The sequence below is a fragment of the Haloarcula sp. H-hyl2 genome (assembly GCF_056934385.1).
In genome coordinates this window covers 1,253,322-1,280,004 of sequence record NZ_JBRIIJ010000002.1, presented here as the reverse complement: position 1 = coordinate 1,280,004, position 26,683 = coordinate 1,253,322, and the positions used below count along the sequence as shown (strand labels likewise).

32 protein-coding genes and 1 tRNA gene are annotated in these 26,683 nt (G+C 67.2%); 18 read left to right on the top strand and 15 right to left on the bottom strand.

Features of this window, described 5'->3' with window-relative positions; translation table 11 throughout:
* The first annotated feature begins 45 nt into the window (after positions 1 to 45).
* The 6 genes from Hhyl2_RS16425 to Hhyl2_RS16400 all read left to right on the top strand — a co-directional run bounded on the left by Hhyl2_RS16425 (position 46) and on the right by Hhyl2_RS16400 (position 4,401).
* The gene (locus Hhyl2_RS16425) at positions 46 to 480 is read left to right on the top strand and encodes a universal stress protein (RefSeq protein WP_483551836.1); all 435 of its coding nucleotides are present in this window, start codon (positions 46 to 48) and stop codon (positions 478 to 480) included.
* The gene (locus Hhyl2_RS16420) at positions 473 to 2,725 is read left to right on the top strand and encodes an amino acid permease (protein WP_483551835.1); all 2,253 of its coding nucleotides are present in this window, start codon (positions 473 to 475) and stop codon (positions 2,723 to 2,725) included. The genes Hhyl2_RS16425 and Hhyl2_RS16420 overlap by 8 nt, the downstream gene beginning before the upstream one ends.
* Positions 2,726 to 3,127, top strand: coding sequence for a nuclear transport factor 2 family protein (locus Hhyl2_RS16415; protein ID WP_483551834.1), 402 nt, complete (start codon positions 2,726 to 2,728; stop codon positions 3,125 to 3,127).
* Between the two features lie 62 nt (positions 3,128 to 3,189).
* A complete protein-coding gene (locus Hhyl2_RS16410; protein WP_483551833.1) occupies positions 3,190 to 3,963 on the top strand; it encodes a hypothetical protein in 774 nt (257 codons plus the stop codon).
* A gap of 45 nt (positions 3,964 to 4,008) precedes the next feature.
* Positions 4,009 to 4,197 (top strand): hypothetical protein, encoded by a 189-nt coding sequence (locus Hhyl2_RS16405; protein ID WP_483551832.1) that lies wholly within the window; start codon positions 4,009 to 4,011, stop codon positions 4,195 to 4,197.
* A 33-nt stretch (positions 4,198 to 4,230) separates the two neighbouring features.
* On the top strand, positions 4,231 to 4,401 hold the full coding sequence (locus Hhyl2_RS16400) for a hypothetical protein (RefSeq protein ID WP_483551831.1): 171 nt from the start codon (positions 4,231 to 4,233) through the stop codon (positions 4,399 to 4,401).
* Positions 4,402 to 4,415: 14 nt separating this feature from the next.
* Here Hhyl2_RS16400 and Hhyl2_RS16395 read toward each other — a convergent pair whose 3' ends face one another.
* Both Hhyl2_RS16395 and Hhyl2_RS16390 read right to left on the bottom strand, forming a co-directional pair.
* Entirely contained in the window at positions 4,416 to 5,114 is a 699-nt protein-coding gene (locus tag Hhyl2_RS16395) for a HalOD1 output domain-containing protein (RefSeq protein ID WP_483551830.1), read from the bottom strand.
* A gap of 5 nt (positions 5,115 to 5,119) precedes the next feature.
* Positions 5,120 to 5,524, bottom strand: a complete 405-nt coding sequence (locus Hhyl2_RS16390; RefSeq protein ID WP_483551829.1) for a hypothetical protein — start codon at positions 5,522 to 5,524, stop codon at positions 5,120 to 5,122.
* 280 nt (positions 5,525 to 5,804) lie between these two features.
* Between Hhyl2_RS16390 and Hhyl2_RS16385 the strand changes: the two genes are divergently transcribed.
* The 9 genes from Hhyl2_RS16385 (at position 5,805) to Hhyl2_RS16345 (ending at position 14,053) form a co-directional block, all read left to right on the top strand.
* Complete coding sequence (locus tag Hhyl2_RS16385) at positions 5,805 to 8,021, top strand: type II/IV secretion system ATPase subunit (protein ID WP_483551828.1); 2,217 nt, start codon at positions 5,805 to 5,807, stop codon at positions 8,019 to 8,021.
* The gene (locus Hhyl2_RS16380; protein WP_483551827.1) at positions 8,011 to 9,900 is read left to right on the top strand and encodes a type II secretion system F family protein; all 1,890 of its coding nucleotides are present in this window, start codon (positions 8,011 to 8,013) and stop codon (positions 9,898 to 9,900) included. Before Hhyl2_RS16385 ends, Hhyl2_RS16380 begins: the two co-directional genes overlap by 11 nt.
* Positions 9,897 to 10,610, top strand: coding sequence for a DUF7289 family protein (locus Hhyl2_RS16375; protein WP_483551826.1), 714 nt, complete (start codon positions 9,897 to 9,899; stop codon positions 10,608 to 10,610). Before Hhyl2_RS16380 ends, Hhyl2_RS16375 begins: the two co-directional genes overlap by 4 nt.
* Positions 10,603 to 11,046, top strand: a complete 444-nt coding sequence (locus tag Hhyl2_RS16370) for a DUF7266 family protein (protein ID WP_483551825.1) — start codon at positions 10,603 to 10,605, stop codon at positions 11,044 to 11,046. Before Hhyl2_RS16375 ends, Hhyl2_RS16370 begins: the two co-directional genes overlap by 8 nt.
* Positions 11,046 to 11,744: a DUF7263 family protein gene (locus Hhyl2_RS16365; protein ID WP_483551824.1), complete on the top strand. Its 699-nt coding sequence runs from the start codon at positions 11,046 to 11,048 to the stop codon at positions 11,742 to 11,744. The genes Hhyl2_RS16370 and Hhyl2_RS16365 overlap by 1 nt, the downstream gene beginning before the upstream one ends.
* A complete protein-coding gene (locus tag Hhyl2_RS16360; protein ID WP_483551823.1) occupies positions 11,737 to 12,141 on the top strand; it encodes a DUF7262 family protein in 405 nt (134 codons plus the stop codon). The genes Hhyl2_RS16365 and Hhyl2_RS16360 overlap by 8 nt, the downstream gene beginning before the upstream one ends.
* Positions 12,138 to 12,656, top strand: coding sequence for a DUF7261 family protein (locus tag Hhyl2_RS16355; protein WP_483551822.1), 519 nt, complete (start codon positions 12,138 to 12,140; stop codon positions 12,654 to 12,656). The genes Hhyl2_RS16360 and Hhyl2_RS16355 overlap by 4 nt, the downstream gene beginning before the upstream one ends.
* Positions 12,657 to 12,717: 61 nt before the next feature.
* Positions 12,718 to 13,512 (top strand): helix-turn-helix transcriptional regulator, encoded by a 795-nt coding sequence (locus Hhyl2_RS16350; RefSeq protein WP_483551821.1) that lies wholly within the window; start codon positions 12,718 to 12,720, stop codon positions 13,510 to 13,512.
* A 307-nt stretch (positions 13,513 to 13,819) separates the two neighbouring features.
* Positions 13,820 to 14,053 carry a helix-turn-helix domain-containing protein gene (locus Hhyl2_RS16345; protein WP_483551820.1) on the top strand — a complete coding sequence of 78 codons (234 nt, stop codon included), beginning with the start codon at positions 13,820 to 13,822 and terminating at the stop codon, positions 14,051 to 14,053.
* Here the strand turns inward: Hhyl2_RS16345 and Hhyl2_RS16340 are convergent.
* The 3 genes from Hhyl2_RS16340 to Hhyl2_RS16330 are packed head-to-tail and all read right to left on the bottom strand — an operon-like array spanning position 14,050 to position 16,901.
* Complete coding sequence (locus Hhyl2_RS16340; protein ID WP_483551819.1) at positions 14,050 to 14,601, bottom strand: DUF8054 family protein; 552 nt, start codon at positions 14,599 to 14,601, stop codon at positions 14,050 to 14,052. The two genes, Hhyl2_RS16345 and Hhyl2_RS16340, sit on opposite strands and share 4 nt — an antisense overlap.
* Positions 14,598 to 15,365, bottom strand: a complete 768-nt coding sequence (locus tag Hhyl2_RS16335; protein WP_483551818.1) for a nucleotide-binding protein — start codon at positions 15,363 to 15,365, stop codon at positions 14,598 to 14,600. The genes Hhyl2_RS16340 and Hhyl2_RS16335 overlap by 4 nt, the downstream gene beginning before the upstream one ends.
* A gap of 57 nt (positions 15,366 to 15,422) precedes the next feature.
* On the bottom strand, positions 15,423 to 16,901 hold the full coding sequence (locus Hhyl2_RS16330) for a cobyric acid synthase (RefSeq protein ID WP_483551817.1): 1,479 nt from the start codon (positions 16,899 to 16,901) through the stop codon (positions 15,423 to 15,425).
* A 76-nt stretch (positions 16,902 to 16,977) separates the two neighbouring features.
* On the opposite strand from Hhyl2_RS16330, the gene Hhyl2_RS16325 reads away from it, so the two are divergent.
* Positions 16,978 to 17,244, top strand: a complete 267-nt coding sequence (locus Hhyl2_RS16325; protein ID WP_483551816.1) for a DUF8152 family protein — start codon at positions 16,978 to 16,980, stop codon at positions 17,242 to 17,244.
* Between the two features lies 1 nt (position 17,245).
* Here Hhyl2_RS16325 and Hhyl2_RS16320 read toward each other — a convergent pair whose 3' ends face one another.
* From Hhyl2_RS16320 to Hhyl2_RS16280, 9 genes are all read right to left on the bottom strand, one after another.
* The gene (locus Hhyl2_RS16320) at positions 17,246 to 17,896 is read right to left on the bottom strand and encodes a cob(I)yrinic acid a,c-diamide adenosyltransferase (protein WP_483551815.1); all 651 of its coding nucleotides are present in this window, start codon (positions 17,894 to 17,896) and stop codon (positions 17,246 to 17,248) included.
* Positions 17,897 to 17,905: 9 nt separating this feature from the next.
* Positions 17,906 to 18,598 (bottom strand): adenosylcobinamide amidohydrolase, encoded by a 693-nt coding sequence (locus Hhyl2_RS16315; RefSeq protein WP_483551814.1) that lies wholly within the window; start codon positions 18,596 to 18,598, stop codon positions 17,906 to 17,908.
* Positions 18,595 to 19,641, bottom strand: a complete 1,047-nt coding sequence (gene cobD, locus Hhyl2_RS16310) for a threonine-phosphate decarboxylase CobD (protein ID WP_483551813.1) — start codon at positions 19,639 to 19,641, stop codon at positions 18,595 to 18,597. The genes Hhyl2_RS16315 and cobD overlap by 4 nt, the downstream gene beginning before the upstream one ends.
* A 39-nt stretch (positions 19,642 to 19,680) precedes the next feature.
* Entirely contained in the window at positions 19,681 to 20,220 is a 540-nt protein-coding gene (locus tag Hhyl2_RS16305; RefSeq protein ID WP_483552043.1) for an NTP transferase domain-containing protein, read from the bottom strand.
* Positions 20,220 to 20,993, bottom strand: a complete 774-nt coding sequence (cobS, locus tag Hhyl2_RS16300) for an adenosylcobinamide-GDP ribazoletransferase (protein WP_483551812.1) — start codon at positions 20,991 to 20,993, stop codon at positions 20,220 to 20,222. The genes Hhyl2_RS16305 and cobS overlap by 1 nt, the downstream gene beginning before the upstream one ends.
* Complete coding sequence (gene cbiB, locus Hhyl2_RS16295; protein WP_483551811.1) at positions 20,984 to 21,907, bottom strand: adenosylcobinamide-phosphate synthase CbiB; 924 nt, start codon at positions 21,905 to 21,907, stop codon at positions 20,984 to 20,986. Before cbiB ends, cobS begins: the two co-directional genes overlap by 10 nt.
* Positions 21,904 to 22,527: an HAD family hydrolase gene (locus tag Hhyl2_RS16290; RefSeq protein ID WP_483552042.1), complete on the bottom strand. Its 624-nt coding sequence runs from the start codon at positions 22,525 to 22,527 to the stop codon at positions 21,904 to 21,906. Before Hhyl2_RS16290 ends, cbiB begins: the two co-directional genes overlap by 4 nt.
* Positions 22,528 to 22,811: 284 nt before the next feature.
* Positions 22,812 to 23,801, bottom strand: a complete 990-nt coding sequence (locus Hhyl2_RS16285; RefSeq protein ID WP_483551810.1) for an aldo/keto reductase — start codon at positions 23,799 to 23,801, stop codon at positions 22,812 to 22,814.
* A 115-nt stretch (positions 23,802 to 23,916) separates the two neighbouring features.
* Entirely contained in the window at positions 23,917 to 24,075 is a 159-nt protein-coding gene (locus Hhyl2_RS16280; protein ID WP_483551809.1) for a hypothetical protein, read from the bottom strand.
* A 183-nt stretch (positions 24,076 to 24,258) separates the two neighbouring features.
* On the opposite strand from Hhyl2_RS16280, the gene Hhyl2_RS16275 reads away from it, so the two are divergent.
* Complete coding sequence (locus Hhyl2_RS16275; RefSeq protein ID WP_483551808.1) at positions 24,259 to 25,821, top strand: globin-coupled sensor protein; 1,563 nt, start codon at positions 24,259 to 24,261, stop codon at positions 25,819 to 25,821.
* A gap of 419 nt (positions 25,822 to 26,240) precedes the next feature.
* Here Hhyl2_RS16275 and Hhyl2_RS16270 read toward each other — a convergent pair.
* Positions 26,241 to 26,314, bottom strand: a tRNA-Tyr gene (locus Hhyl2_RS16270).
* 122 nt (positions 26,315 to 26,436) lie between these two features.
* Here Hhyl2_RS16270 and Hhyl2_RS16265 point away from each other — a divergent pair.
* Complete coding sequence (locus Hhyl2_RS16265) at positions 26,437 to 26,658, top strand: hypothetical protein (RefSeq protein WP_483551807.1); 222 nt, start codon at positions 26,437 to 26,439, stop codon at positions 26,656 to 26,658.
* The last annotated feature ends 25 nt before the right edge of the window (positions 26,659 to 26,683 follow it).

The window sequence follows — 26,683 nt, the reverse complement described above, 5'->3', positions numbered from 1 at the left end:
CGCCGGATCGCCACGAGCAACGGCTTCCAGACTGGAGGGTGTACCATGGCTGACCTGCTGGATCGGGTGTTGCTCCCGGTCGACAGCGAGGAAGACGCCGAGACCTCCGCACAGGCACTCGCTCGCCAGGACTACGGCGAGGTCGTCGTCGTCAACGTCGTCGAGAAGGCGGGTGGCGCACCGGACAAGGCAAGCGTCGAACAGCGCGAACTCGCCGCCGAGGAGATGTTCGAGGCGGCCCGCGCCGTCCTCGGTGACGTCGAGAGCGAGGTCTACTACGGGACCGACGTCGTCGAGACCATCTTCGAGGCCGCCGCCGACCACGACGCGACGGCCGTCGTCGTGACACCGCGTGGGGGGAGTCGCCTGGTCCAGTTGATCACCGGCGACGTGGCGCTCCGACTGATCACGGAGAACGACCACCCGGTCGTCGTGCTGCCCGACGAGGAGACAGCGGAGGTGGACGCGGACGATGGGTGACGAGGAACTCGCGAAGGACCTCGGCCCGCTTGCGGCGCTGACCATCGGCGTCGGGACGATGATCGGCGCAGGTATCTTCGTGCTGCCGGGCGACGCCATCATGAAAGCGGGGTCGATGGCCGCCGTCGCGTTCGTCCTCGGGGGCGTTATTGCCATGTTCACCGCGCTGTCTGCGAGCGAACTCGGGACGGCGATGCCACGCTCCGGCGGTGCGTACTACTACGTCAACCACGCGCTCGGCCCGCTGTTCGGGTCGATCGCGGGGTGGGCCAACTGGCTCGGGCTCGCGTTCGCGAGTGCCTTCTACATGGTCGGGTTCGGACGCTACATCGCCCGTATCTTCGGCCTCAGCGGTTCGGTCGGTGCCGGCCCGCTCTCGCTGACCTACATCCAGTTGATCGCGCTGGCCGGCGGTGCGTTCTTCGTCGCGATCAACTACGTCGGCGCCAAGGAGACCGGGCGGCTTCAGAACGTCATCGTCGTCATCCTGGTGGCCATCCTGGCCGTCTTCACACTCCTTGGGACCCTGCGTGCCGACCCCGGGAACCTGCCGCCGGCACGGGACGTCGTCACCACGCTGGAGACGACCGGGCTCATCTTCGTCTCGTATCTCGGGTTCGTCCAGATCACGAGCGTCGCCGAGGAGATCAAGGAGCCGGGGAAGAACCTCCCACGAGCCGTCATCGGTAGCGTCGTCCTCGTGACGGTGATCTACGCGCTGGTGCTCGTCGTGATGAGCGCTGCCGTCCCGCAGGGGTTCATCGCCGACCTGTTCGTCGACGTCGCGCCGAACGAGCCACGCCCGATCGCCGTCGTCGAGATCGGGCAGTACCTCCAGGGCGCACTGATGGGCGGTGCACTGCTGTTCGGCGGCCTGCTCGCGACGGCCTCCAGCGCCAACGCCTCGATCCTGGCGTCCTCGCGAATCAACTTCGCGATGGGCCGTGACCGGATCGTCACGCCGGCGCTCAACGAGATCCACGACCGCTTCGGGACGCCGTACCGTGCGATCGGGATCACCGGTGCGCTCATCCTGCTCTTCATCGTCGCCGGCGACATCGCACTGCTGTCGGGCGCGGCCTCGGGCCTGCACCTGATCATCTACGGGCTGTTGAACCTCGCGCTCATCGTGATGCGAGTCGTCGCGCCCGAGGAGTACAGCCCCGACTTTACGGTCCCGCTGTTCCCCGTCCTGCCGATCGTCGGCGCTGTCCTCTCCTTCGCGCTGCTGGCGTTCGTCCCGAGCCAGGCACTGTTGCTCACGTTCGGTATCGCCGGGGCTGCGATCCTGTGGTACGTCGTCTATGCGCGCACGCGAACGGAGAAAGAAGGCATCCTCTCGGAACACATCCTCTCGCGCTCGGAGACGATGCCCGACGCCGCGGTCAACGCTGCCGCCAGCGTCCAGCCCGACGGCGGCCAGTACCGCGTGATGGTCCCACTGGCCAACCCCGAACACGAGAAGGACCTCATCACGCTCGCGAGCGCCATCGCCAAACAGCGTGGCGGGACGGTGGTCGCGACCCACATCGTCACCGTCCCCGACCAGACCGCGCTGGCCGGTGCCGCCGAGCGGGCCGACGAGATCGACGAGACATCGGCCGGACTGCTCGAAAACGCCCGGCAGGACGCCGAGACGTTCGGCGTCGACGTCGAGACCCACACCATCATCTCCCACCGGTCGTTCGAGGAGATCTTCGACGCCGCCCGGACTCACGACGCCAGTCTCGTCGTGATGGGGTGGGGCCCGGACGCCCATGGCTCGCCGGGCCGGGCGGAGTCGGCCATCGACGAACTGACCCAGTCGGTCCCCTGTGACTTCCTGGTGTTGCGCGACCGCGGGTTCGACCCCTCGCGCATCCTCCTGCCGACCGCGGGCGGTCCCGACTCGGACCTCTCGGCCGAGGTGGCACAGATGCTCCAGGCCGAGTACGGCTCGGAGGTGACGCTGCTCAACGTCGCGACCGACACCGAGGCCGAAGCCAGGGACTTCCTCGACCGCTGGGCAGCCGAACACGACCTCGAAGACGCGACACTCCAGGTCGAGACCGGCGACGTCGAGACGGCCATCGAGACCGCCGCCGAGGACGCGACGCTGATCCTCATCGGCGCCACCGAGGAGGGGCTGCTCCGGCGGCTCGTCTCGGGCTCGCTCGTGCTGGACGTCGTCGACGACGTCGAGTGTTCGGTGCTGCTGGCCGAGAAACACCGGAGTCGAAGCCTGCTCGAACGGCTGTTCGGGTAGATGGCCGCCACCGACAGGATTCACGCGTACTACGACGCGCTCCGGGCCGGCGAGCCGCTGGCACCGTTCTTCGCCGACGACGACGCGGTCGTGAAGTTCGGCATCTCCGAGCGGCTGGTCGGCGGGGACGCGGTGGCAGCGGGTCTGCGAGACCAGACCGCGTCGACGACCGACTGGACCGTCCAGAGCCGGGCGCTACGCGTGACCGACCGCGACCGATACGCCTGGTTCAGCGACGACGTCCGATTGGCCTGGACCGACCGCGAGACCGGCCAGCGACGCGAGTTCGAGACACGCTGGAGCGGCACGCTCGAACGTCGCGGTGACGACGACGCTCCGGCAACAGACGGAGCCTGGCTGTTCGTCGGGATGCACGTCAGTACGGCGTCCGCGCTGGAGTAGGGGGCGCGACCACACCTCTATGGGGGAACGAATTATGCCACGGGCCGCCGTTGGCCCGAACAATGCCGGAGCTATCCATCACCGAATCCCAGCGGGAGCAGCTCGAAGCGGTTCGAGAGGACGTCGAGGACGCGTTCGTCGATACGTACGGCCACACGACGGTGGACGACGCACTGGACTATCTGCTGGACACGTACACCCCGCCGACCGAGCAGGGCAGCGCCGCCAGCGGGCCCTACGACCGGATCGCGTCGGCAGAGTATCCCGAACTCCAGCAGATCGCCTCGACCGTCGAGGATATCCCCGGCAGCGGTATCGGCGCCGACGAGATGCGTGGGAAGCTCCTCGCGACGCTCGGCCCTGACGAACTGGCTCGGCGCCTCGACGGGGTCGACGTCGAGGACGAGGACAGCACGACCACATCGGGCAACGGGATCATCGGATCAGAGTCGGATGGCGAGTCCACAGCGTCGGTGAGTACCGAGACGGACGAGGGAAACGGAAGCGTCGACGCTGGCACGAGCAAGAGCGAGACCACCACGGCCGACCAAACGACCGCAACGGACGACGACGCCGACGACGCCAGCACTGAGGCGGCCTCGACGGGAGACGGATCGACCGACGGCGAAGACGACGCGGACGAAACCGGCGACGGCCCAGGTGGGGGTCCCGGCGGCGTGCTGGCAGCGGCGAACCGCCTGCTCCGTGAGCACGACGACAAGTGGCGCAAGAGCGAGACCAGCGAGGAGCCCTACGAGGTCGACCTCCCCGATGGAACCACCACGGGCGTGCGGACGAAAGACGACGTCCGGCAACTCCTCTTTCGACACTACTGACCCTGCCCACAGCTATTTCTGCGGTCGCTCGGTACGCCCGAGTGTATGGTTCACTGCCCTGACTGTGAGACGACCCTCGCCGAATCGGCGGACATCGAGTTCGTCGAGATGGACGCCACGACCGGCTTCCTGGCCGCATCGAAGCGGTTCTACACCACGAACTGTGCGGCCTGTGGCGCGACTATCGGCAGCGGCGTCGCCGGCGCGAAAGCCGGTGGCGGCGGTGCCGTCTGAGAACTGCCCGCCAACCGCTCTGAGACCACCACAATGGTTCACTGCCCCGAATGCGATACGACCCTCGAAGCACAGGACGACGTCGAGTTCGTCGAGATGGACGCGACCACCGGCTTCTTCGCCGCCTCGAAACGGTTCTACCTGGTCGCGTGTACCGAGTGCGGCGCCGCCATCGGGAGCGGCGTCGCCGGCGCGAAGGCGTAACTACAGCAGTACCGTCAGCGGATCCTGACGTTCCCGTCGGGCTGGAGGGTGACGTGATACCCCTCGATCTCGAAGGAGAACGAGACTGCACCGTCGGCCCCCAGCGCTGCCTCGATGACTGTCGCGTCGACGTACTCGTGTAGCTCGCCGACGTCGCCCACCGAGAGTTCCGTCTCCCTGGTGACTGCGTTGAGGACGGCGTCCTCGACGGTGAGGCGCCACTCCCAGCCGTTCTCGTCCTCGGCGATGACGTACACGGACGAGAGGTCCGCAGTCGATTCGATATCGCCCGTCAGCATCGTGTTCGACGGGGTCGAGTACTCCACGACGGTCTCGTCGGTCTGTCCGGGTCGCTCCAGTTGCTGGCCAGTCGTTCCACCGGTCGCTGCCGGTTCGGTACGCGAACGGTCGGCGCTCTGCTCGTTCGACGTCGGGTCGGTGGTCGGTCCCCCGAGGTTCGCCGGCAGCACGACTTCCGCCTCGAACTCTGTCGCTGCCGACTGGAGTCGTTGCTGTGCCGGCTGCCCCAGGACCGACACGTATCTATCGACGAGCGTCCCGATGACGTCGCGATCGTCGTCTGCCACGTCCGTGACGTTGCCCCCAGCAGTGACCGTGAGACCGTCGACGTTCTGTGCGATGTCGACCGCTCGCTGCCCGAGGAGTGATCGCTGGGTCTCGATCAGCCGGCCGGCCAGGTGTTCGTAGCTCATCTCACTCAGGCGAAGTGGCTACTGGTCGTCTCGTAGAGCATGTAGAAGCCAGCGAGCAGCAGTATCGTCACGACGAGGTTGACGACACTCCCCGCACTGGCCGGTGGTTGCTGGAGGCTGAGCAACTCCGAGGCGCCCGCGAGCAGTTGCCAGATGGCGAAGATAATCACTCCGCCCCCGACCACGAACAGCGCCTTGCCGATCTCACCACCGTAGGCACGTGCTGCCAGGACGACGAAAGAAACGGCGGCGATCGAGAGCATCACCTGTGCAATCTCACTGGTCGCGAAGAACAGCCCTGGATTCTCGTTTGCCGGTTGTGCCACAACGGTACCCGCAAAGGTCGTCCCGACGACGAGCCACCCCAGCAACCCCGCGATCCACCGGCGAAATACACGTTCTGATATCATCTGTGATAACTACAGAGAGTGGTTACATAAAGATTGCCCAGCACTACTAATCCACTAATTCGGGCATTAAGGCGCATCTGGACCCAATATACAACATCCAGCCCATAGCAGCTATCCCAGCCGTCACCTACTGCCCGATACTGTTATCAAAAAATAAATCTGGATCGGATATAATCGGGCCCCATCGATCGGACGATCGGACAGTGACTGTGGACCGCTTCGGGCCCCAAGATTCCACACCCTAAGGTTTAAATTAAATTGTCGTGCAAACGCCCTCAAGATGCACACGCGAGGGGGGAGCGACGGAGTCTCCGAGTCGACAGTACCGTCTCCAGTGCCACCGGACGACCCCGATGCCTGGTACGCACAGTCGGTCTGTGAACAGGACGAGGTGTATTCCAGCGTCGTCGTGACCATCCGGTCGACCGACGAGGACTTCCGCTACGAGGTCCGCGAACCGTCTCTCGGGGCCGAGGAAGCGACGGCGCTCTCGACCATCGAGAGCTACTTCGAGACGGCAAAGCGCCAGCGTCCGCGGACCCGTCAAGGGGCCATCGAACGGATGGAGGAAGGGTTCGACCCGAAACACCAGCGGGTCATCGACCGGCTCGTGGACTGCTCGCCAGCGGGCCGACGCCGCGTGGAGTACCACGCCCTCTGTTCGCTGGCGTGTCTGGGTGACCTGACTCCCTACGCGCTCGACGACCGGATCGACGTCGCGGACGTCGACGCCGACGGTATCGTGGTCCACACAGCCGACTACGCACCCGCGGAGACCTCACTGGGGTCGGACCCGCCGTACATCGACCGGTTCACGAGCGAACGCGTCGAGCGCCACACGGTCCAGTTCCACGAGTTCGAGATTCCCGTCGTGGTCTACCGGGAGCATCTCCTCGGTTCGGACCCGTTCACGACGAAGTACGCCGTCAGGGAACCGTCGCTGCTGCCGGGCGACGAGGAACTCATCGAGGAGTGCAAAGAACGAGTCTGGGAGACCAGCGTCGACGGTCTCGTCGAGGACCGCGTCTCCTTCGTCCGCGACCGGGCGCGGTCGTTGCTGGCCCGGCAGTTGACCGTCCGGAACACGACCGAGTGGCTGGACGCCGTCCGGTATCGGCTCCGGGCCGCACTGGCCGAGTTCGACCTGGCGGTCCCGCCGGTCGACCGCCGCTTCGCCGACGGCCGGCTGGACGACCTGCTCTACTACGTCCTGCGGGACCTGGTCGGCTACGGCCAGTTGACCATCCCGATCCGCGACCCGACGCTCGAGGACATCGAGGCCAACCGGGTCGGCGAGCGCGTGAAGGTACTGCCCAGAGCCGACCTCGGGCACGACGGCCGCGTCCCGACGAACCTCATCTTCGACTCCGAACAGAGCTTCATCAACGTCGTGACACAGCTCGCGGCCGACGACGGCACCGAGCTCAACGCCTCGAATCCCAGCGCGAAGGTCAACGTCGACCCCGATAACGGGACCGTCCACGACGCCGACGAGACCGTCCGCTGTGCGGTGGCACTGCCGACCATCAGCGAGGGCGGCCCCCACATCTCAATTCGGAAACAATCAACCGACGCACTGACACCGGTGGACCTGGTCGAACGCGACTCTATCCCCACCGAACTGGTAGCGCTGCTGTGGCTGTTCTACGAATCCCACGGCGTCGTCCTGTACTCGGGAGCTACCGGCGTCGGCAAGACGACGCTGATGAACGCCCACATGCCGTTCATCCCGTACCGTGACCGGCCGATCAGCATCGACGAGGGATCCCGTGAGGTTCGGATTCCACACGAAACCGGGGTGTCGCTGACCACGCGAGACCACGAGCGTGACCATCGGCGGGTGACGATGGCAGATCTGATGACCCAGTGTAACTATCTGAACCCCGACACCGAGGTCATCGCCGAGATCAACACACCGGCCTCCTTCGAAACCTTTGCCGAGACGCTCAACACGGGCCACGGCGTCATCGGGACGACTCACGCCGACGACATCGAGACGCTCGTCAACCGCATCATCGAGAAGGGCGTTCCGACCTACCTCCTCGAAGAGATCGACCTCGTCGTGTTCCCGCGGCACGTCGACGGTGACCGCTACGTCGGCGAGGTCGTCGAGTTCGTCGACGAGCCATGGGACGGCGACCGGACCGGCTCGATCCGCAAGGACGGGACGGTCGTCCACTACAACACCCTCTGCTGGCGGCGCCCCGACGGAACCTACGCGTTCGGCTACGACCATCCCGCACTCGGTGACGACGAGCGCCAGGTCGAGACCGACGTGTTCGAGCGCCTCGGACGGCTCCGGGACGAACCGGTCGAGTCGGTCGAGGACCGGTTCCACCGCCGACACCGATACGTCAAATATCTCGTCCGCGAGGGCTGTCGGGACTTCGAGGAGTTGTTCGGCGTCCTGGCCGATCTCCAGACCAACGAGGCCGCGACTGTCGAGCGACTCCGGCGACAGGCCGACGCGATGGGGAGTGGGGCCGATGACGACTGAGGGGCCGTATCTCGGGCTCCTCGACAGAGGACTGTACGCCCTGTTCGCCCACCACGCCGACGATCCGCGCCACGCCCGGACCAGGGAGCGCTACCGGGCCGCGAACCCGGACGTCGGGTTCGGCGTCTACGTTGCTCGGCTGTACGCCCTGTCGTGGGTGGTCTGTCTCATCGGCGCGTCGCTCACGGGGACGATCGCACTGCTGGTTCCCGCCGACGCCTTCGACGCGTTCGCGGCGGTCGCCGGCCGGAGTCTGCCGGTGCTCGACAGACTCCAACTCCCGACGCTACCGCGTCTAGTCGTGGCGCTCCTTGCGAGCGTCCTCGTCGGTATCGTCCTCCGGTGGCTCGTTTTTCGCCTCGGGAGTCGCTACCTGGCCTGGGTGGCTGCGGCACGCCGGGCCGATATCGCCGCGACGTTACCGGGTGCGGTCCGGTATCTCAGAGTACTCGCTGCAGGCTCGCACGACCAGCGTGCAGCACTGCGAGCGGTCGCCCAGCAGGACGCCTACGGCGAGACGGCAGTGGCGTTCCGGCGAGCGCTCAACCGTGCCGAACTGACCGGTAGCCTCGACGAAGGGCTCGAACGGGTCGCCAGCGACACGCCATCACGTGATCTGCTCGCCCCGTTCCTGTTGAAGTTCCGTGAACACGCCAACCAGAGCGCCGAAGCCCTTGAAGGGTATCTGGAGATGGAGGGTCGGCTGCTCTCTCACCAGCAGAGCCGCCGACACGAGCGGGCGACCGGCTACCTCGAACTGCTCGCGGAACTGTTCGTCGTCCTGCTCATCCTGCCGGCGCTGGTCGTCCTCATCGTCACCGTGATGAGCGTGCTCGCGCCGGGACTGTCACGGAGCGTCCCGACACCGCTCGGCCCGGTGACCGCACAGACGGTGGTCGTCGTTGGGAGTTCCGTCTTCGTGCTCGCGGCGGGTGCCCTCTCAGCGGCGGTCGTCGTCACGCTGCGACCGCACAGCACCGCGATGCCGTCGTACGGTCGGCCCGACGACCTGCTGTCGGTACTCTCGACGGCTGTCTCGAATCCGGCCAGCACAGCCGTCATCTGTCTCCCGTTCGGGTGTCTCGTCGCCGTCGGTCTCTGGCTGCTGCGGTACGATCTCCTGAACGTGGCACTGCTCACCTACGCCGCGGTCGGTATCCCCATCGGACTCGTCTCGCTGCGCCGGGCACGCCTCGACGACGCAAAAGACCGCGAGATACAGGATTTCGTCCACGCGGTCGCGGGCCACGTCGCGCTCGGGCGCCCGTTCCCGGCCGCCGTCAAACGCGTCGCGAGCGACGTCCAGCTCGGTGCGCTGTCAAGTGACGTCGAGGCGCTGGCGTTCACGCTCGAACTCGGTGCGAGCCCCGACGACGCCGCGGCCGATCGGCGAGCGGCCGCACTCGATCAGTTCGTCGAGCGCGTCGGGACGCCACTGGCCGAACAGACCGTCGGCCTCATCGTCGGTGCGCTGGACGCCGGGAGCGACGCCGAGGAGATCTTCGAGACGCTCCAGACCGAGATCGGAAAACTCTACCACCAGCGCAAGGCGCTGCGGTCGGCGCTCCTGGTCTACGTCGCCGTCGGCTGGACGACGGCGATCCTGGTCGTCGGCATCACCGTGGCGGTCAACGTCTACGTCCTCGAACGGTTCGCACAGCTCTCGGCCGTCACGGGCGGCCAGAGCATCGCCCTGCACCCCGCGGCGATCGATCCGGTCCGGGCGCGCCAGCGGTTCTACCTCGTCACGCAGACGACGATGGTGTCGTGTGGCTGGTTCGCCGGAACGGCGAGCCGCGGCGTCTACGAGGCACTGCTTCACTCCAGCCTGCTCGTGGTGCTGGGCTACGTCGTCTACGCTGGGGTGGGACTCCTGTGAGCCGCGGCCAGTCACACGTCGTCGGCGTCGTCCTCCTGCTGGGTGTGACCGTCGTCGCGCTCGGCGGACTCACGGCGACCGTCGGGAGCGTCGTCGACGGCCAGACGGCAGCGGCCGACGCGACCAGGGTCGCCGACGCCTTCGAGACCGGCCTCCGCCCCGTCGAACAGACCGGACACTACACGACACGGATCAGATTTACCGAGGGACGACTGACGACCGTCGATCGGGACCTCCGTGTGCTGAACGCCAGCGGTGTCGTCGAGACCGTCCCCATCGGTGGATTGGTCTACACGGCCGGGACCGCGCGGACCGCGTTCGTCGGTGGTGCAGTCGTCCGTGGCCCCCCGGAGAGCGGGTGGCTCGTTCGGGACCCACCGGTCACTGTCACGCAACGTAACGGGACGCTCGTCGTCGGCGCGCCGCGGGTCAACGCGAGCGGGCAGACAGTCGCTGGCACCGACGTGGCTGTGCGGCTCCGGACCAACGTCACCCACGAGCGCCAGCGACTGCCCCGCGACGATTACCGCATCGCCATCGAGACGGCGACGCCGGGGGCGCTCACACGACACTTCGAGCGCCTCGATATGACGACCCGAACCAGAGATCTCGACGGCGACGGCGTTCCAAGTCTCGTGGTCGGCGTCGGTGGCCAGGAGACGGTATATCTGGTCGTCCACGACATGCACACGGAGGTCGCCCATGGATAGCCGGGGGTTCACGACCGTCGTCGAGAAGCTCCTGGGACTGGGCATCGTCGTCCTCTATATCGGACTGTTGACGACGACGCTGTACGGCGGTGTCGTGCCGGAGTACCAGTCCGCTGTCGGGGCGGAACTGGGCGAGCGAACCCTCACACAGGCGGCCGCGCGGGTCGAACAGGCGGTGCCGCCCCGAGCGCGTGTCGTGTCGGCACGTATCCACGTCGACCTCCCCGCGACCATCGACGGGGCAGCCTACACCATCCGTACGAACGGGACCGAGCTCGTCCTGGATCATCCGGACCCGCGGGTCGGTGGCCGCGTCCGCCCGATCCTGCCCGAGCGCGTCCAGCGCATCGACGGGGCCTGGGAGAGCGGTGAGCGGACGGTCGTCACCGTCACCGGCGGGACCGACAACGTGACAGTGCGGCTGGAGGGGTCGTGATGGATCGGGAAGCGGTGGATACGGGTATCCGAGCGCAGACGACACTGCCGGCGCTGGGTATCGCGCTGGTGCTCCTGACGGCCGTGACCGGACTGGCGCTGGCGGTCGCCGATGGGACGCTCGCCAGCCACGACCGGACGCCGGAGGAACGACGCCTCGCCGCGACTACCGCGGAGACGCTCGTCAGTCCGGACGGGCCACTGACCGACCGGGGGAACGTACTGAACGCGAGTCGCGTCGCGAACTTCGACCGAACCGACCTCCAGCAGGCGGTACCCCCCGCACGCAACGCGACGGTCGCGGTACGGCTGAACGGGACGCGCCTCGCTGCGTCCGGGACACCGTCCGGTGGGGCGACGATCCGGCGGCTCGTACTCGTCGAGGAGCACGAGCGACGGACCATCACGCCGAATCTCACGAGCGGTGGGACGGTGACACTCCCTCGCCGGACGGATACAGCGACCATCACCGTCTCGACACCGCCGGGGACGGAAATCTGGACGGTCAGGGCCGACAACCGAGTCGTGTTGCACAACCGGAGCGGGCTCGACGGGACCTTCACCGTCTCGCTGGTCGCCTACGAGACGACGGAACTACGCTTCGAGGGGGCCGGACGCGCACCGATTGGGTCGGTGACGGTCAGCTACGCCGCACCGAGGACGACGAAGGCAACGCTGGTGGTGAGCGCCGATGTCTAGGGGACAGCTCCCCCTGTCGTTGCTGGAGGTCGCCATCGGGGCAGTCCTGATCCTGGGGGTCACGGTCGGGTTCGCGCTCGGTCCGCCGGCGCCCGACAGACAGTCCCCACAGCTTGAGGCGTACGCGACCGACGTGGCGACGGTGCTCTCGAACGAGCAACCACGTCACAACGGATCGACCCGTCTACAGGAGGTCGTCGCGAGCGACACGTCCTTCGCTCGCGAGCGGCGAGCACTCGAACGCCGTGTCGAGCGGATCCTCCCACAGAACGTCCTCTTCCGGGTCGAGACACCCCACGGTGCCGTCGGTATCGCGCGGCCACAGGAGACGACGACCGGGACGGCCGTCGTGCCGACCGGCGCTGGACCCGTCAGAATCGAGGTGTGGTACGCGTGACCGGGCGTGGCCAACTCGTCCTCGTGGCGGCCGTGCTGGTCGCTGTGGCGCTCGCCCCGCTCGTGCTCGCGTCGCTCCAGCTTGGCTATCACGACGACGTGCGTGCGACGGCCGAGTACGATGACCCGACGGCCGAGACACTCCGTGTACTCGACCGGGCCGTCCCGACAGCCAGCGCAGACATCCCACAGGACTACCCCTGGGCTCGACGCGGCGCTGCAGTCAGTGACGTCCGGACAGCCCTGCGACCGAAACTCGACCGACTCGGCACCGCCAGCATCGACGGCGGCACCGTCCGGAACGTGACGTACAACGACACCGCGGCGGCTAGCTGGCGAACCGGGAACTGTCCAGACGGTCCCGACCGTGACTTCGGGGCCTGTCGTACAGACCGTGGTGTCGTCGTTCAGGAGCGGACGGGACGGACCCACGTCCTCGGTGTCGGGTTCGACGTACGAGTCACCACGAGTGACGGCGAGACAGCGGTCACCGTCGTGGTTCCGGTCGTAGACTGAGTGTCAGGGACGAATTCGACGGAGCCACTAAATACCACCCGGCCCCTGATTGGGAGTAAGGATGAGGGATTCCGTCCACGGGGATATCCAGTTCCTGACTGGCTCACCCCAGCGGTTCGCCGTGCTGTCCGCGCTGGCGGCGGCACCCGCACGGCCAAGTGAACTGTGTGAGATGGTCGAGGCGACACGGACGACCATCCAGCGCATCCTCGCAGGCTGTAGTGATCGCCGGTGGGTCAGGAAAGTCGACGGCCAGTACCAGCTGACACTGACTGGACGGCGCGTCTTCGAGCAGTACGAGACGCTCGTGACCGAGGTCGAGCGAGCGGACGAGTTCGGTCCACTGGCCGAACACCTCGGCCCCATCGGTGATGAACTCCCGAACGGAGTGCTGGAGGCCGGGACCATCACCGTCGGGAGCGAACAGTCACCGCTGGCACCGCTCGACGAACTCACGAACTGGTTCGCCAATGCCGACGGGGACATCAGGACAGTCTCACCGATCGTCGCCGGCGTGTTCAACGAGACAGCGGCGTCGCTGCTGGAACAGGGCAGACAGATCGAGTCGATCATCGACCACGGCGTGGTAGAGCGATCCGCCGAGGAGTTCGACGACGCGCTCCAGCGGGGGCTCGATCACGAGAACATCGAGCTCTACGTCCACGAGACGCCGCTGGACTTCGGCCTCGTCGTCGACGACCGGGGCTGCTGTCTGGGTGCGTACGACGACGCCAACAACCTTCGCGTGACACTGACCGTCGAGGAGCCAGCAGCACGAGAGTGGGCGCTCGAACAGTTCGAGGCACACCGCGCAGACGCGATGCCACTGGAGACAGTCGTCTCGGCGGCCGAGTAAAAGGCGGTGGGGCAAGGGAACCGGTACCGACGACCAATGGGGGGCCGAAGCGTCGGATACCGACACACGATTGTGCCGTTCCGGAAGGGCATCAGTCACTAACTGTGGAATCCACCTATACCTACCTCCCGTATACTGTTACAGCACCGAAAACGTGTTACAGCACCTGTAACACATGTCCGAACGAGTAGATCGGTCGGCGTGGTGGCGGGCAGCCCCGTCACTGGTGCTGCTCAGCGGTCAGGAACCGTTGTGTCACGGTTCGCCGTGCACTTTCTATAAGTAGCAGGACAGCGTCGGTGTATATATGTCACCACCCGGACGGGAAGTGCAGTACACTGAATCGGACGTCATCGAGGTGTTCAAGCAACGGTCGGACTACGCAGAACCCCTGACAGCGTCGGAGATCGCCGAACGACTGGGCTGTTCCCGTCGGACGGCGCTGAACAAACTCCACGCGCTCGAAGACGAGACGGACATCACGAGCAAGAAGGTTGGCGGTCGCTCGCGGGTCTGGTGGATCCCCGTTCGAACCGACTAGAGATCCCACTCCGCGGCCCGTTCCTGAGCCTCCGTACGGGCTTGCTGTCGGATCGCTTCGATCTTCTCGTCGTTCTCCAGAAAGGCCTCGACGGCACCGGCCGTCGACGCCTCGTTCGACTCGGTATCGGCAGTCGTCTCGTCGACCGACCGCTCGGCCGGCGCAGCGCGTCTCGTACTCGTCGCCAGTGCGGGGTCCCCGGCGAGTCGTTCGGCGGGCATCCCCGGCGGGATAGTCAAGTCCCCACTGTCGGCGAACACGGAGAGCGCCGTTCGCTCGACGACGTACATCGCGACGTGGTACGGACCGGGGACGGCGAGATCGGCGAGCGCCGGCGGTCCACCGCGTTCGGTTCCGGTGTGGTAGGCTCGTCTCGGGATCCCGTCCACGAACGTCAGGATGCCACGGCCCGCTGCGTTCAGCAACAGGGCATCCTGTGACTCGAAGACGGCGTAGCCCGTAAACGAGCGGTCGAGCGCATCGGCCAACGTGTCCCGCGGGTCGGCGACGACCCTGGACTTCCGCAGATGTCCCTCCGGGAGGTTCATGGCGGTTCGGGGATGACTGCGCTCCGGACGCGGTCGGCGACTACCTCTGCGGAGACGCCCTGGACGTCGATCGCGTCGGCCCCCCGACGGAACGCAGCCGCCGCCGGACAGTCGGGAGCGTGGGCGAGCAACGGTCGGCCCGCTCGGCGTGCCTCACGCGCCCGGTCAGTCTCGGGGACCGTCGCCAGCGTCGGCCCGTCGAAGTACCGTTGGGTCTTCTCCGTGACCGTGTCGATGTCCTCGTCGGCCCGGACCTTGTTGAAGAGCAACCCGGCGACGTCGGTACCGTAGGAGGTGGCGTACTCCTGGACTTTCAGCCCGTCCGATATTGCCGGGATGGTCGGCTGGAGGACGACGACCACTCGGTCCGCCATCACCACAGGCAGGACCGCAGCGCGGCTATCCAGGGCCGGCGGCGAGTCGAGCAACAGGACGTCGGTGTCCGCCGCGAGCGTCGCGACGGCCTCACGGAGCCGATCCGGGTCCGCGTCTCGGAACCCGTCGAGGCTCGTCCCACAGGGGACGACCGTCATCCCGAACCGCTCGTAGGTCGCGTCCCTGACCTGACACTCGCCCGCGAGGACGTCGTGGAGGGTCGTCTCCGCGCCCGAGAGTCCCGCGTGGAAGAGCAGGTTGGCCATCCCGGTGTCGGCGTCGACGACCGTCACGTCGTAGCGGTCGGACAGTGCCATCCCCAGCGCGACCGTGCTGGTGGTCTTGCCGGTCCCACCCTTCCCGCTGGCGACGGCGAACACTTCGACCATGCCGGCTCTGGCTGCCCCCTCGTATAAAAAGTTCGTGGAATAGCTGGTCGAAAAAAGCTACGTGAGCCCCAGCGTGTCGAGGTCGACGTGTTCGGCGACGAGCGTCGCCGCGCGGTCGTAGGGATCGGAACGGTCGGCGTCTACCGCCGACGGTGTGGTACAGCCCGCAGCCTCGAACGTATTTTTCACGAAGGCAACTTTCGCGACCTCGTTGGCGAAGAGGTCGTGGAGGTACGTTCCCAGAACCTGTTCGTTTGCTGCGCCGCCACCGTCGAATGGTGCTGCGACATCGTCGAGCGCAGTCGTCTCGCCCATGTGGATCTCGTAGCCCTCGACGATACCCGTCGCACCCGAGAGCGGGCCCACGCCGTCGATGCGTCGCCGGACGTGTTCGACGGTCTTGTCCTCGGAGAAGGTCGTCTCGACCGGTAGCTGTCCGAACCCGTCGACTGTCTCGCGGTCACCGGTACCCTCTACGTCGGCGTTGGTTATCCGCTGGCCGAGCATCTGGTACCCGCCACAGAGACCGACGACGGGGCCCTCGAAGTCTGCGAGTGCCGTGCCGAACGCTGCTTCTTGAAGTGTCAGTATATCGTCGACAGTGTTCTTGCTGCCGGGGAGGACGACAGCATCAGCGTCGGTCAGCGGGTCCGACGGCGGGACGTAGGCGACGCGGACACCGGGGGTCGCCGCAAGTGGCTGGAGGTCAGTAAAATTCGAGATGTGTGGGAATCGCGGAACCGCGACGGTGACGGCCCCCTGGTCCGGGACGCCGTCGTCGGCCCCGCGGACCGCCCGCTGACCGACCGGCGGAAGCGCGACGCTGTCCTCCTCGGGGAGGCCGGGGTCCTCGTAGGGAAGCACCCCCAGGACGGGGACGTCGGTTCGCTCCTCGAAGGCGTCGAGACCGGGCGAGAGGAGCGCCCGGTCGCCGCGGAACTTGGTGATGACGACGCCCACCACCTGTTTGCGGATGTCGTCGGGGAGCAGTTCCAGCGTCCCCACGAGCGCGGCGAAGACGCCACCGCGTTCGATGTCCGCGACCAGCAGGATATCCGCGTCCGCGAAGCGCGCGGTCTCTATGTTCGCCAAATCTCTGTCGTGGAGGTTGATCTCGGCGATGGAGCCTGCGCCCTCCGCGACGACGACATCGTGGTCGGCCGCCACTTCTGTGTGGGCGTTCCGAGCGGCATCGAGCGCGTCCGTCCAGTAGCGGTCGTAGTACTCGCCGGCCGGTACGTCGGCCACGGCGCGCCCGTCGACGATCAACTGGGACTCGCCGTCGCCGCACGGTTTCAGGAGGACCGGATTGTGATCGGTCGTCGGCGGTACCCGCGCGGCGCGTGCCTGGACGTACTGGGAGACGCCGATCTCGCCACCGGGCGTCGCCCGAGCGTTGGTGCTCATGTTCTGTGCCTTGTAGGGTGCGACGGAGACGCCACGGTCCGCGAGGTGCCGACAGAGGCCGGCCGCGACGGTACTCTTTCCCACGTGGGAGGCAGTTCCGGCGACCAGTATCGTCCGTACGTCGGCCATCTGTCGGTCCTCCGGGCCCGCCGGACAAGAGTGGTTCGGCGTCGGGCTTTTCGCGTCGGCGGGCCAACCGACTGTCGTGAGCGAACGCGACCGGCAGCGACTGTACGACCACCTCGCCGCGACCGGCGAGCGGCCCGTCGAACGGACCGCGAGCCTGTGGCTCGGCGAGGCCGAGGCTATCGCTGGCGACGTGGCGCGGAGCGACCTCGATCCGGATGTCCGCCGAGAGCGCCTCGCAACGGTCGCGAGCCTGCTTTCAGAGGTCGAAGAGACCGCCGACCCGGTGGCGGACGACCACCTCGAAGCCGCGCGAGCGCTCGTCGAGGACCTGCTGTCGGAGTGAATCAGTACTCGGTACCTTTCCGGGCCGAGTGGCCGGCTTCGAGGGGGTGTTTCTCCTTGCGCACCTCGGTGACGAGGTCGGCGTGGTCGATGACGTACTCGGGGCGTTCGTGGCCACCGGTGAACACGAGTTCGAGGTGGTCCGGTTTGGACTCGACGAGGTCGACGACGTCCGTGGGGTCGATCAGCCCGCGGTTGGCGGCGTACAGAATCTCATCGAGGACGAGCATGTCGACGCCATCCTCGGGCGGTGCGTCCGCCGCGAATGGGTCGTCGGACGCCGCGTCGGCGGTCCCGTCGACGATGGTCCGTGCGCGTTCCAGCGCGCCCTTCGCGCGGGCGGCGTGCTCGTCGTCGTCGCTACCGTCGAGGAAGCCGTGCCAGCCGTAGTGGCCAGCGTTCTCGTAGGAGAAGCCCGGCAGCGTCGCGATGGCGTTGTACTCGCCGCGGACGTCCTCGACGGTGCCGGTCCCGCCTTTCATGAACTGCAGGAGGTGGACCCGGTAGCCGTGGCCGACGGCACGGGTCGCCATCCCCAGCGCGGCGGTCGTCTTGCCCTTCCCGTCGCCCCACCAGATCTGGACGAGCCCGAACTCTTCGGGGCTGCTCGGTTCGATCGGTTCGGCGGTGGGACCGGCGGCGTTGTCGCTCATACCCGCGTGTTAGGGCCGGTCGACATCCGTCTGGCGGTCGGTGACGACGCCGTGGTCGGTCTCGGCGGGTGCCGGCACACCATCGTCGTAGTGGGCGTCCAGACTCGCCGCGACGGCGTCCCGCACACACGCTCGCGTCGCGGCGCCGACGGCCGTCGCGCTCCCGGCGAACGCCGCACGCTCTGTGCCGGGGTCGGTCCCGACGAGGACGGCGTCGGAGGTGGTGCCGGGGACGCCCGCGATGGCCTGGAGCGTCGCGGCCTTGGCCTCGACGGCGGTCGCGAGCAGCGTCGCCAGCGCGCCGTCGTCGAGTGCCCGCTCGACGCCGACGAGGAGGTTGACCGTGCCGGGTCGCCACTCCGTGGTTGCCGGTCGCTCCGGGCCAGCGTCTCCGGCGACGGGGAGCGCGGCGGGGTTCGAGAGCCCGGCGGTGGCGACGACCGTCACCGGCCCCGACCGGGCGCGTCGTGCGTTGTCCATCCAGACACCGGTCAGCAGCGTCGGGCCGACCGGGAACCCCGCGGCGTCGAGTCGCTCGTCTCGGTAGGCGTCCAGATCGGTCCGCTCGAAGTCGGTGGGGACGGTGACGTTGTAGCCGGCGTCGGCCCGTCGGTAGCCGCCGTCCCACGCCGTCGACAGCCAGCGCGCGCCCGGACAGTGGAGCCGACAGATGTCGTCCCGGACGGTCGTCTCGAAGGTCACGCGTCCAGCGCCTCCAGGAGCCTGTCGTTCTCGGCCGGGGTGCGGACCGCAACGCGGACGTGACTCTCCAGGTCGCGGAAGGTTCGGGCGTCACGGAGCGCGATACCCGCATCGCGGGCCCTCGCCAGCAGCGAGTCGACGTCGCCGTCGGTGACCCCCAACAGGAGGAACGGCGCGTCCGACGGTGCGACGTCGAAGCGGGTCGACAGGCGGGTCCGCATCCGCTCGCGCTCGCGCTCGACACGCTCGCGTGTCGCCTCGACGAACTCCGTCTGGCGGTAACAGTGGGCACCGACGGCGGCCGCGGCGGTGCTCATCGACCACGCGCGACGCGCAGTCGACAGCCGATCCAGCGCGGTCCCGGTGGCGACGGCGTAGCCCATCCGCACACCGGGGAGTCCGAACAGTTTCGTCAGCGAGCGAGCGACGACCACGCCGTCGCGGCCGGCCAGCGACGGGTCCGGTGTGAACCCCAGGAACGCCTCGTCGACGAGCAGCGCCGTGTCGGCGGCCCGACAGCGGTCGGCGAACGCCCGTAACGCGTCCGGGTCGGCCGTCTCGCCCGTCGGGTTGTTCGGGTTGCAGACGATGGCGAGCGAGTGGGGCGCAGGGTCCGAATCGAGGACGGCGTCGTGTGCCACGAAGGACGGTTCCCCGCCCTGGAGGCGAACCTCGCGGGCGTACTCGCCGAAGCTCGGTCGCGGGACCAGCACCGAGTCGCCGGCCCGGACCGTCGTCTGGATGGCGAGCCTGATCGCCTCCAGCCCGCCGGCGGTGGGGACGACCTCTCCGGGCTCGCAGTCGACGAAGGCCCCGACGGCCGCGCGGAACTCGGGGTAGCCGTCGTCGGGGTAGGTCCGGGCCTGTTCGACGGCGTCCGCGAACACGCTGGCCACGCCCGGCGGCGTCTCGGGGTTGGTGTTGGCGCTGAAATCCAGCACGTCCGGGTCGTCGCTGCTCCCGTGTGGCACGCGGCCGTCGGGCCCGATAGCACCCTCCGCGTGGCCGTGTTCGCGCAGCGCCGCGACCGTGTCGGGGTCCATGCCCACGGGGACGGCCGGCGACGTGGAGAAGCTTTCGAGCTACAGTCTGTCCTCGGCGATACGGGCGTCGGCGAGCGTGTTGACGTTGACCGCCAGGCGCGGGTCCGCGAGGACGACTGTGTCGTCCCCGTCGTCGGCGACCACGTTGACCCCGGTGGGCGCCACCTCGCGACCGTCGCGAACGAAGGTGGTGTCGTCGCTGACACAGAGGTCGCGTTTCAGTGCCGCGGGGACGCAGACGGTCAGCGACCCCGTGTCGTGGGCGTCGAGCACGCGGTCGAGTATCGCACCGTCCAGCAGCGGCAGGTCCGCCGCGACGGTGAGGATTGGCGTCGAGAGTCGGTCGTCCGAGAGTGCGGCGTCGAGGTCGGCGACGTAGCCCTCACCGGGCGTCTCGACGGTCGGGACGGAGAGATGCGCGCGGGTCTCGGGCGCGTTGGGAGAGGTCGCCGCGTACACCTCGTCGACGCGACTCTCGCGAAGCGCGTCGACGACCCGGTCGACCATCGGTACGCCGTCGACACGAAACAGGGGCTTCTCGGTGGCGGCGTCGAGTCGCGTCCCGCGACCGCCACACATCACCAGCGCGTCCACAGCGGTACCTCCCCGAGGAGTGACGTGGCCACGACGCCGGCGTGCAGCGCCGCGACCCGCGCGAGTTCGTTGGTCGCGCCCAGCACGTCGCCGCCGACGCCGTCCAGCCGAGCGCGGGCCCACCACCGGACCGAGACGGCCGTCGCAAGGCTTGCGAGAGCCGCTGCAACCGTTCCGGGAACGACGAGCACCGCGGCGGGAGCGGTGGCAACCAGCGGCCCGAGCAGGTCGGCCGGGCGTTTGTCGCCGACGACCGTCGAGCCGAACCCCTCGTGGCTCGGCCGGCCGAGACAGGCCACCGTCGCCATCGCGATTTTCGCGCTCACCTCCGCAGCGACGACGAGCGAGACAGCAGTCAGCGGCGACAGCGCGGCCACCGCGAGTGCCGCGAGCGCGAGCGCCGCGATGACGACACCCAGCGCGAGGACGGCACCCACCCCGACGGTCGTGTCACGCATCACGTCGCGTCGTTCGCTCGGGTCGCCGTGGACCGCTGCGGCGTCCCCGACGTCGGCCAGTCCGTCGGCGTGGTTGACGCCGGTCACGAGGACGACGCTGGCCAGGTAGCCCGCGGCGGCGACGGGAGCAGGGACCGTCCCAGCAGCGAAGAACGGGAGCGCCACCAGCGCACCGACGACGTAGCCCGCCAGGGGGAACGCCGTCGGACTCGCCGTGAACGCGTTCCAGGCGGCCTCGCTGTGACCGACCGGAAGCCGCGAGAGGAAGCCGAGTGCCCCCCGGAGCGCCGTCAGGACCACGCGACCACCCCTGCGAGCGCGTAGGCGAGGACGCCGGCGACACCGACCCGGCGGATGCCGCGCCGGGCGGCAGCCACCGACGGCAGGTCGGCACTGGCGTTGAGGACGTAGACGCCGGGCTTCTCCAGGCGGACGTCCAGCGCCGCCGCCGCGACGCCCATCGGCCACCCGGAGTTGGGCGAGGGGACGCGGTCGAGCCAGCCGCGCGCTCGGGCGAGACTGGTCGGGTCCAGAAAGGCGACGGCGAGCAACAGCGCGCTGGCGCGGGCAGGGAGCCACATCACCGCGTCGTCGAGTCGCGCCGCAGGCGTCCCGACGCGCTTGTCGCGGTACCCGAGCATCGAGTCCATCGTGTTGACCGCCTTGACCCAGACCGCTGCCGCGGCCGCCGTCGGGAGCACCGGGAGGCCGACAGCCGGAGCTAGAACGGCGCCGAGGACGAAGGCGCCGAGCGACGCGACCAGGCCGTCGGCGAGGTTCTCGGCCGCGCTCTCGGCAGCGGCGCTGCGAAGGTGACCCGCCGAGAGGTCGCTGGCGTCCCGGCCGGCCAGCGCGAGCAGTCCGTCCCGCGCCGCAGCGACATCACCCTCGGTATCGGAGACGACCTCGGCAGCAGCCGAGAGTAGCCGTCGAAGACTCGTCGTCAGGAACAGCGCCACACCGGCGACGAGAGCCCCGAGCAGCGGCGCGACGGTTCCGGCGACCGCGACGAGGGTAGCGACGGCCAGCGCAGCTCCCAGCGGGAGTGTCGCCGTAGCGAGCGTACCGACCAGTAGCGGGCGGTTCCAGGCGCGGTCGACCGGCGCGACGAGCGACCCGAACCAGGCGACCGGATGGAGCCGCGTCGGGGGCTCGCCGAGAAGCGCCTCCAGCGTCGCCGCGACGAGTACCGCGACCGCCGGGGAGAGAATCACAGCTTTCCCTCCCTGAGCCGGCTCGCAACCGTCGCGAGCGGGGTCTCGTCGATCAAAACTGTCCGCGCGCCGACCCGGCCGGCGCCGCCGTCGGTGCGCGCGTCGTCACCCACGTGGACCAGGTCCGCGAGCGGGACACCGAGCGCCGCGGCCGTCCGGGCGAAGATCTCCCGGTGGGGTTTGCGCCAGCCACAGTCGACGCTCGTGACGACGGCGTCGAACTCGGACGCGAGCCCCGCGCGGTCGAGCGTCCGCTCGACCAGTCCCGGGACACTGCAGTTCGAACAGACAGCCACCGGACCATGTTCGTTGGCGTCGGCGACCACCTCGTGCGCACCGGGTCGGACCGATATCGGAACGTCGAACGCTGCCAGGACCGAGTCACGGACGGCCTGTTCGGATGCGTCGACGTCACGACTCGCCAGCGCGAGGCGGACGTGTTCGTCGAGCGGTGCCTCCCGCCCCTGCTCGTACTCGCGATGGGCGGTCCGGTACGCGTCCTCCCAGTCCTCGGGGACCGTGACCCCGCGGTCGGCCAGCGCGTCGGCAACCGCGTCCCACGGCGCACCGGGACGGTCGGCCTCGACGAGGGTCCCGAACAGGTCGAGAGAGACTGCCACGTTCGCGTAGTTACTGCAATCGTACTTGAACTGTGCGGTGCGAACGGCGGCGTGCGAATACATATCCATTCTGGTAGTTTTGCGCAGTACTCTTATTGGAAATCATTAATATTCTTCGGGACTAACTACCAGAAATAGTATATTTCTATTGGCGTTTACAGTCAGATATATTACCTAAATCGCAATACTCCGGTGTTACAGCTGTGGTCATGGGACCAGAGAAATGGTCGGATTCAGTCGGTGGTAAACGGATCGAAAACTGATACGTAAACTGAGAGTAATCGTCACCAGCGATGGTGGACGGCGTCGTATACGTGCGCCTCGTAGACGTCACGCACCGCGCCGTGGGTCTGGTGTGAGAGGGGGTCCATCCCGCTGACCGCCGCGTTCGACTCGATGTGTTCGGGGGTCGTCGACCCGGGGATGACCGCCGACACCGCGTCGTGATCGAGGATCCAACGCAGTGCCATCTGGGCCATACTCATCCGGTCGGGGACGTGCTCGCGGAGGTCGTCGACGGCGTCGAAGCCGGCATCGACCGGCAGGCCGGCGAAGGTCTCGCCGCGGTCGAAGGCCTCCCCCTCGACGTTGAAGTTCCGATGGTCGTTCTCGGGGAACTCCATGTCCCGCGAGAGCTTCCCGGTCAACAGGCCCGATGCGAGGGGCACCCGAGCGATGACGCCGACGTCCCGCCGGGCAGCCTCCTCAAGGAACAGGTCGGCCGGTCGCTGGCGGAACATGTTGAAGATGATCTGGACCGTCTCGACGCCGGGGTACTCGATGGCCTTCAGTGCCTGTTCGACCTTCTCGACGCTGACCCCGTAGTGGGCGATCTTTCCCTCCTCGCGAAGCCGTTCCAGTGCCTCGAACGTCTCGGGCTGGTAGTACGCCTCGGTCGGCGGGCAGTGTAGCTGGACCAGTTCGAGCGTGTCGGTCCCCAGGTACTCCCGCGACCGGTCGACGAACCGCGAGAGGTTCTCGTAGTTGTACCGCTCGGCCGTATGCGGGTCGAGTCGGCGACCGGCCTTCGTGGCGACAGTCACCTCGTCGCGGACGCCACGCTCGTCGAGGACCTCCGCGATGCGTTGCTCGCTGAAGCCGTCGCCGTAGACGTCGGCCGTGTCGATGAAGTCGATGCCTGCGTCCAGTGCCGCCCGCACCGCCTCGCGCCCTTCCTCGGCGGAGACGTCACCCCAATCGCCGCCGATATTCCAGGTGCCGAAGCCGACGTCTGTCACGTCGTAGCCTGTCGAACCGAGCTGTCGGTGGTGCATACCCCCGGCTAGCTGGTGGCTCTACTAATGCCTTCCCACGTACGTATCGGCTATCGAAAACGGGCGTGAGCCCGCTGTGCGGGTCGCGGCGGACGTGCCATGTGGACGCCGACAGCTACTCGACCCACTTCGCCCGGCGAATGTCGTAACCGCCACAGGCCGGACAGGAGTGGTACTGGATCTCGAAGGTGGTCCGGCAAGACAGACACAGATACGGATGTCGCTGCTGCTTGCCCAGACCGGAGACGACCTTCGCCTTGTCAAAGACACCCATCGACGACCACGTCAACCGTACACACCACCGCCGTATAAAAGCGATAGATAGTTCAGGACATTTTACGCCCCCAGCGTCTCCCGATTCCCGAGGCGGTCCCGATCCCCCTCCCACGAAGTAACCTTCTGTTGTCCAGATAGGAAGTAGAACAACCGTTTTGTAGACCCACTCCCGTCCCATAATATGAACAACTACGCGGACATGTTCGGCCAGGGAGGGCTGAACGATCAGGTCGATGCCGACGAGCTGTTGTCCGATATCGGGCTCGACGACGACGAGATCGACTGGCGGAAATCGTTCATCGGGTTCGACGAGGACGACGTCGACCGACTACGCGACCTCCGACCTACTTTCGAGGACTACGCAGAAGAGATCGGCGAGCGGTTCTACGACAACCTTCTGGAACACGACCAGACCGTCGAAGTCATCGAGCGCTCCCCCAAAGCCGTCGACGCGCTCAAGCAGACCCAGGAAGCGTACTTCGCGACACTCGCCGGTGGGGAGTACGGTCCGGAGTACTTCCGGAACCGTGCCCGTATCGGGAAGCTCCACGACGTCCTCGAGATGCCGATGAAACACTACATCGGCCAGTACGGCGTCTACTACGACCTCGTCCTGCCCCTCCTCGCCGAACAGTTGGAGTCTCGACTGTCCGAGCGACTGGCCCAGTCCTGGCCGGACGCTGCCACTGACGGTGGTACCGCTTCGGCAGCAGGCGAGGCGAGCGTTCCCGACGCCGTCGAGGCGGCCATCGACGAGGAGATCACCGAGTTCAGACAGAACCTCCTGGCCGTCCTGCGAATCGTCAACCTCGACATGCAGGTGGTCGCGGACACTTACATCCACTCGTACAACCAGAAGGTCCAGGCGGAGGTCGAGCGGCGCGAGCGCCTAGCACAGGAGGTCGAGGAGGATCTGGAGGCACCGCTGGCGGAACTCAGACGCTCGGCCGACGACGTCGCGTCGAGCACCCAGCAGATCTCCGAACTGACAGACGAACAGTCCGACCGCATCGACGCCATCGAGAGCGAGGTCTCCAGTATGAGCGCGACCATCGAGGAGGTCGCAGCCAGCGCGTCCCAGGTCGAGACGAACAGCACGCGGGCCCAGAACCTAGCCGAAGACGGTCAGTCGGCGGCCGACGACGCCATGGGCGTGATGGACGACGTCGGCGATGCCGTCGACGAAGTAGCTGACGACGTCGACGACCTCCAAGCCCGCGTCAGCGAGATCGACGAGGTCGTCGAGGTGATCAACGACATCGCCGAGCAGACGAACATCCTCGCACTCAACGCGTCCATCGAGGCCGCACGCGCGGGCGAGGCCGGCAGCGGCTTCGCCGTCGTCGCCGACGAGGTCAAATCCCTGGCCGGCGACTCACAGGCGCGCGCCAGCGAGATCGAACAGCTCGTCGCGGACATCCAGGCCGACACAAGCGACACCGTCGAGAGTCTCGACGAGACGACCGAACAGATCGAGCGCGGTATCGAGCGGGTCGCCGAAGCGATGGACCTGCTCGACGACATCACCGAGGCGGTCCGGGAGACGGCCGAAGGGATTCGCGAGGTCTCGGCGGCGACCGACGACCAGGCCGAGAGCGCGGAGGCGATCGCGGGGATGCTCGACGAACTCGTCGACCAGGCCGACATTGTCGTCGCAGAGGTCGAACAGATGGCCGCCGCGACCCAACAGCAGGCGGCGACGATCGAAGAGGTCTCACAGACGGCCGGTCGGCTGACGGAGTGAGCAATCCGAGAGGGTGACTGTTCAGTACCCTATCGGGATGCATCGGACGGTAACCCAGTATTTCACACAGATGGCAAACTGCGCTATCGGGTCACGAGACAACCGTAAACAGTCGTCTGACCCCGTACAACGCGAACCGGAACGAACGTCACTTCGTACCGGCCGCCGACTCGTTTCTGTAGTACCTTCCAGGCCCTCGTTCGCCGTTCCGGGACTGCGACTCTCGTGTTCAAATCGTGTCGGTTGACGTGCTTTCCGCTCACCGAATGGTTCGCGGAAAAGCAGTCCGCCCTCCCCGATTTGAACACCGGAAGACGTGCTCGCTGCGCTGCGCACGACTTCCGAGCCCTCGTTCGCTTCGCTCACGAGGAGGGGGGACAAGTCGATCTACAGTTCGGCTACGATCGACTGAAAACCAGTCCGCCCTCCCCGATTTGAACGGGGGACAAGTCGATCTACAGTCGACTGCTCTACCAGTCTGAGCTAAGGGCGGTCGTACCAGAACGGTCCCGCCGTCCAGACTTAAGGGTTATTATTCGCACGGGGTGCGGCGACCGGTCACACGGGAGAACAGTACAAAAGAATATACTGGAGGTGGTCATAGACGGAGGTACGGTGCTCGGGGACTGCCCATACTGCAACGACCGGCTGACCAACGCCAAGAAGTCCGTAACGTGCGATCACTGCGGCGAAGGGTTTCATATCGAATGCGCGCGTGAGGTAGACGGCTTCGAGGTGAACGTCGAGTCACATCTCCTCAGATCTGACACCTACTCGATCACCTGCCCCAGCTGTGGGGACACCTGGGAGGTCGGATTCGACCCCAGAGAGAACTGACGACAGACAGCCGTCAGACAGCGCG

Excerpts from the sequence above, each read along its gene's own strand:
- Hhyl2_RS16305 (WP_483552043.1), bottom strand. The coding sequence starts at position 20,220 with ATGTGTGGCGGTCGCGGGACGCGACTCGACGCCGCCACCGAGAAGCCC.
- Hhyl2_RS16370 (WP_483551825.1), top strand. The coding sequence starts at position 10,603 with ATGGATAGCCGGGGGTTCACGACCGTCGTCGAGAAGCTCCTGGGACTG.
- Hhyl2_RS16390 (WP_483551829.1), bottom strand. The coding sequence starts at position 5,524 with ATGATATCAGAACGTGTATTTCGCCGGTGGATCGCGGGGTTGCTGGGG.
- Hhyl2_RS16335 (WP_483551818.1), bottom strand. The coding sequence starts at position 15,365 with ATGGTCGAAGTGTTCGCCGTCGCCAGCGGGAAGGGTGGGACCGGCAAG.
- Hhyl2_RS16405 (WP_483551832.1), top strand. The coding sequence starts at position 4,009 with ATGGTTCACTGCCCTGACTGTGAGACGACCCTCGCCGAATCGGCGGAC.
- Hhyl2_RS16360 (WP_483551823.1), top strand. The coding sequence starts at position 11,737 with ATGTCTAGGGGACAGCTCCCCCTGTCGTTGCTGGAGGTCGCCATCGGG.
- Hhyl2_RS16365 (WP_483551824.1), top strand. The coding sequence starts at position 11,046 with ATGGATCGGGAAGCGGTGGATACGGGTATCCGAGCGCAGACGACACTG.
- Hhyl2_RS16345 (WP_483551820.1), top strand. The coding sequence starts at position 13,820 with ATGTCACCACCCGGACGGGAAGTGCAGTACACTGAATCGGACGTCATC.
- Hhyl2_RS16420 (WP_483551835.1), top strand. The coding sequence starts at position 473 with ATGGGTGACGAGGAACTCGCGAAGGACCTCGGCCCGCTTGCGGCGCTG.
- Hhyl2_RS16425 (WP_483551836.1), top strand. The coding sequence starts at position 46 with ATGGCTGACCTGCTGGATCGGGTGTTGCTCCCGGTCGACAGCGAGGAA.
- Hhyl2_RS16285 (WP_483551810.1), bottom strand. The coding sequence starts at position 23,801 with ATGCACCACCGACAGCTCGGTTCGACAGGCTACGACGTGACAGACGTC.
- Hhyl2_RS16385 (WP_483551828.1), top strand. The coding sequence starts at position 5,805 with ATGCACACGCGAGGGGGGAGCGACGGAGTCTCCGAGTCGACAGTACCG.
- cobD (WP_483551813.1), bottom strand. The coding sequence starts at position 19,641 with ATGGACCCCGACACGGTCGCGGCGCTGCGCGAACACGGCCACGCGGAG.
- Hhyl2_RS16400 (WP_483551831.1), top strand. The coding sequence starts at position 4,231 with ATGGTTCACTGCCCCGAATGCGATACGACCCTCGAAGCACAGGACGAC.
- Hhyl2_RS16280 (WP_483551809.1), bottom strand. The coding sequence starts at position 24,075 with ATGGGTGTCTTTGACAAGGCGAAGGTCGTCTCCGGTCTGGGCAAGCAG.
- Hhyl2_RS16340 (WP_483551819.1), bottom strand. The coding sequence starts at position 14,601 with ATGAACCTCCCGGAGGGACATCTGCGGAAGTCCAGGGTCGTCGCCGAC.
- Hhyl2_RS16275 (WP_483551808.1), top strand. The coding sequence starts at position 24,259 with ATGAACAACTACGCGGACATGTTCGGCCAGGGAGGGCTGAACGATCAG.
- Hhyl2_RS16395 (WP_483551830.1), bottom strand. The coding sequence starts at position 5,114 with ATGAGCTACGAACACCTGGCCGGCCGGCTGATCGAGACCCAGCGATCA.
- Hhyl2_RS16380 (WP_483551827.1), top strand. The coding sequence starts at position 8,011 with ATGACGACTGAGGGGCCGTATCTCGGGCTCCTCGACAGAGGACTGTAC.
- Hhyl2_RS16415 (WP_483551834.1), top strand. The coding sequence starts at position 2,726 with ATGGCCGCCACCGACAGGATTCACGCGTACTACGACGCGCTCCGGGCC.
- Hhyl2_RS16350 (WP_483551821.1), top strand. The coding sequence starts at position 12,718 with ATGAGGGATTCCGTCCACGGGGATATCCAGTTCCTGACTGGCTCACCC.
- Hhyl2_RS16410 (WP_483551833.1), top strand. The coding sequence starts at position 3,190 with ATGCCGGAGCTATCCATCACCGAATCCCAGCGGGAGCAGCTCGAAGCG.
- Hhyl2_RS16320 (WP_483551815.1), bottom strand. The coding sequence starts at position 17,896 with ATGAGCGACAACGCCGCCGGTCCCACCGCCGAACCGATCGAACCGAGC.
- Hhyl2_RS16330 (WP_483551817.1), bottom strand. The coding sequence starts at position 16,901 with ATGGCCGACGTACGGACGATACTGGTCGCCGGAACTGCCTCCCACGTG.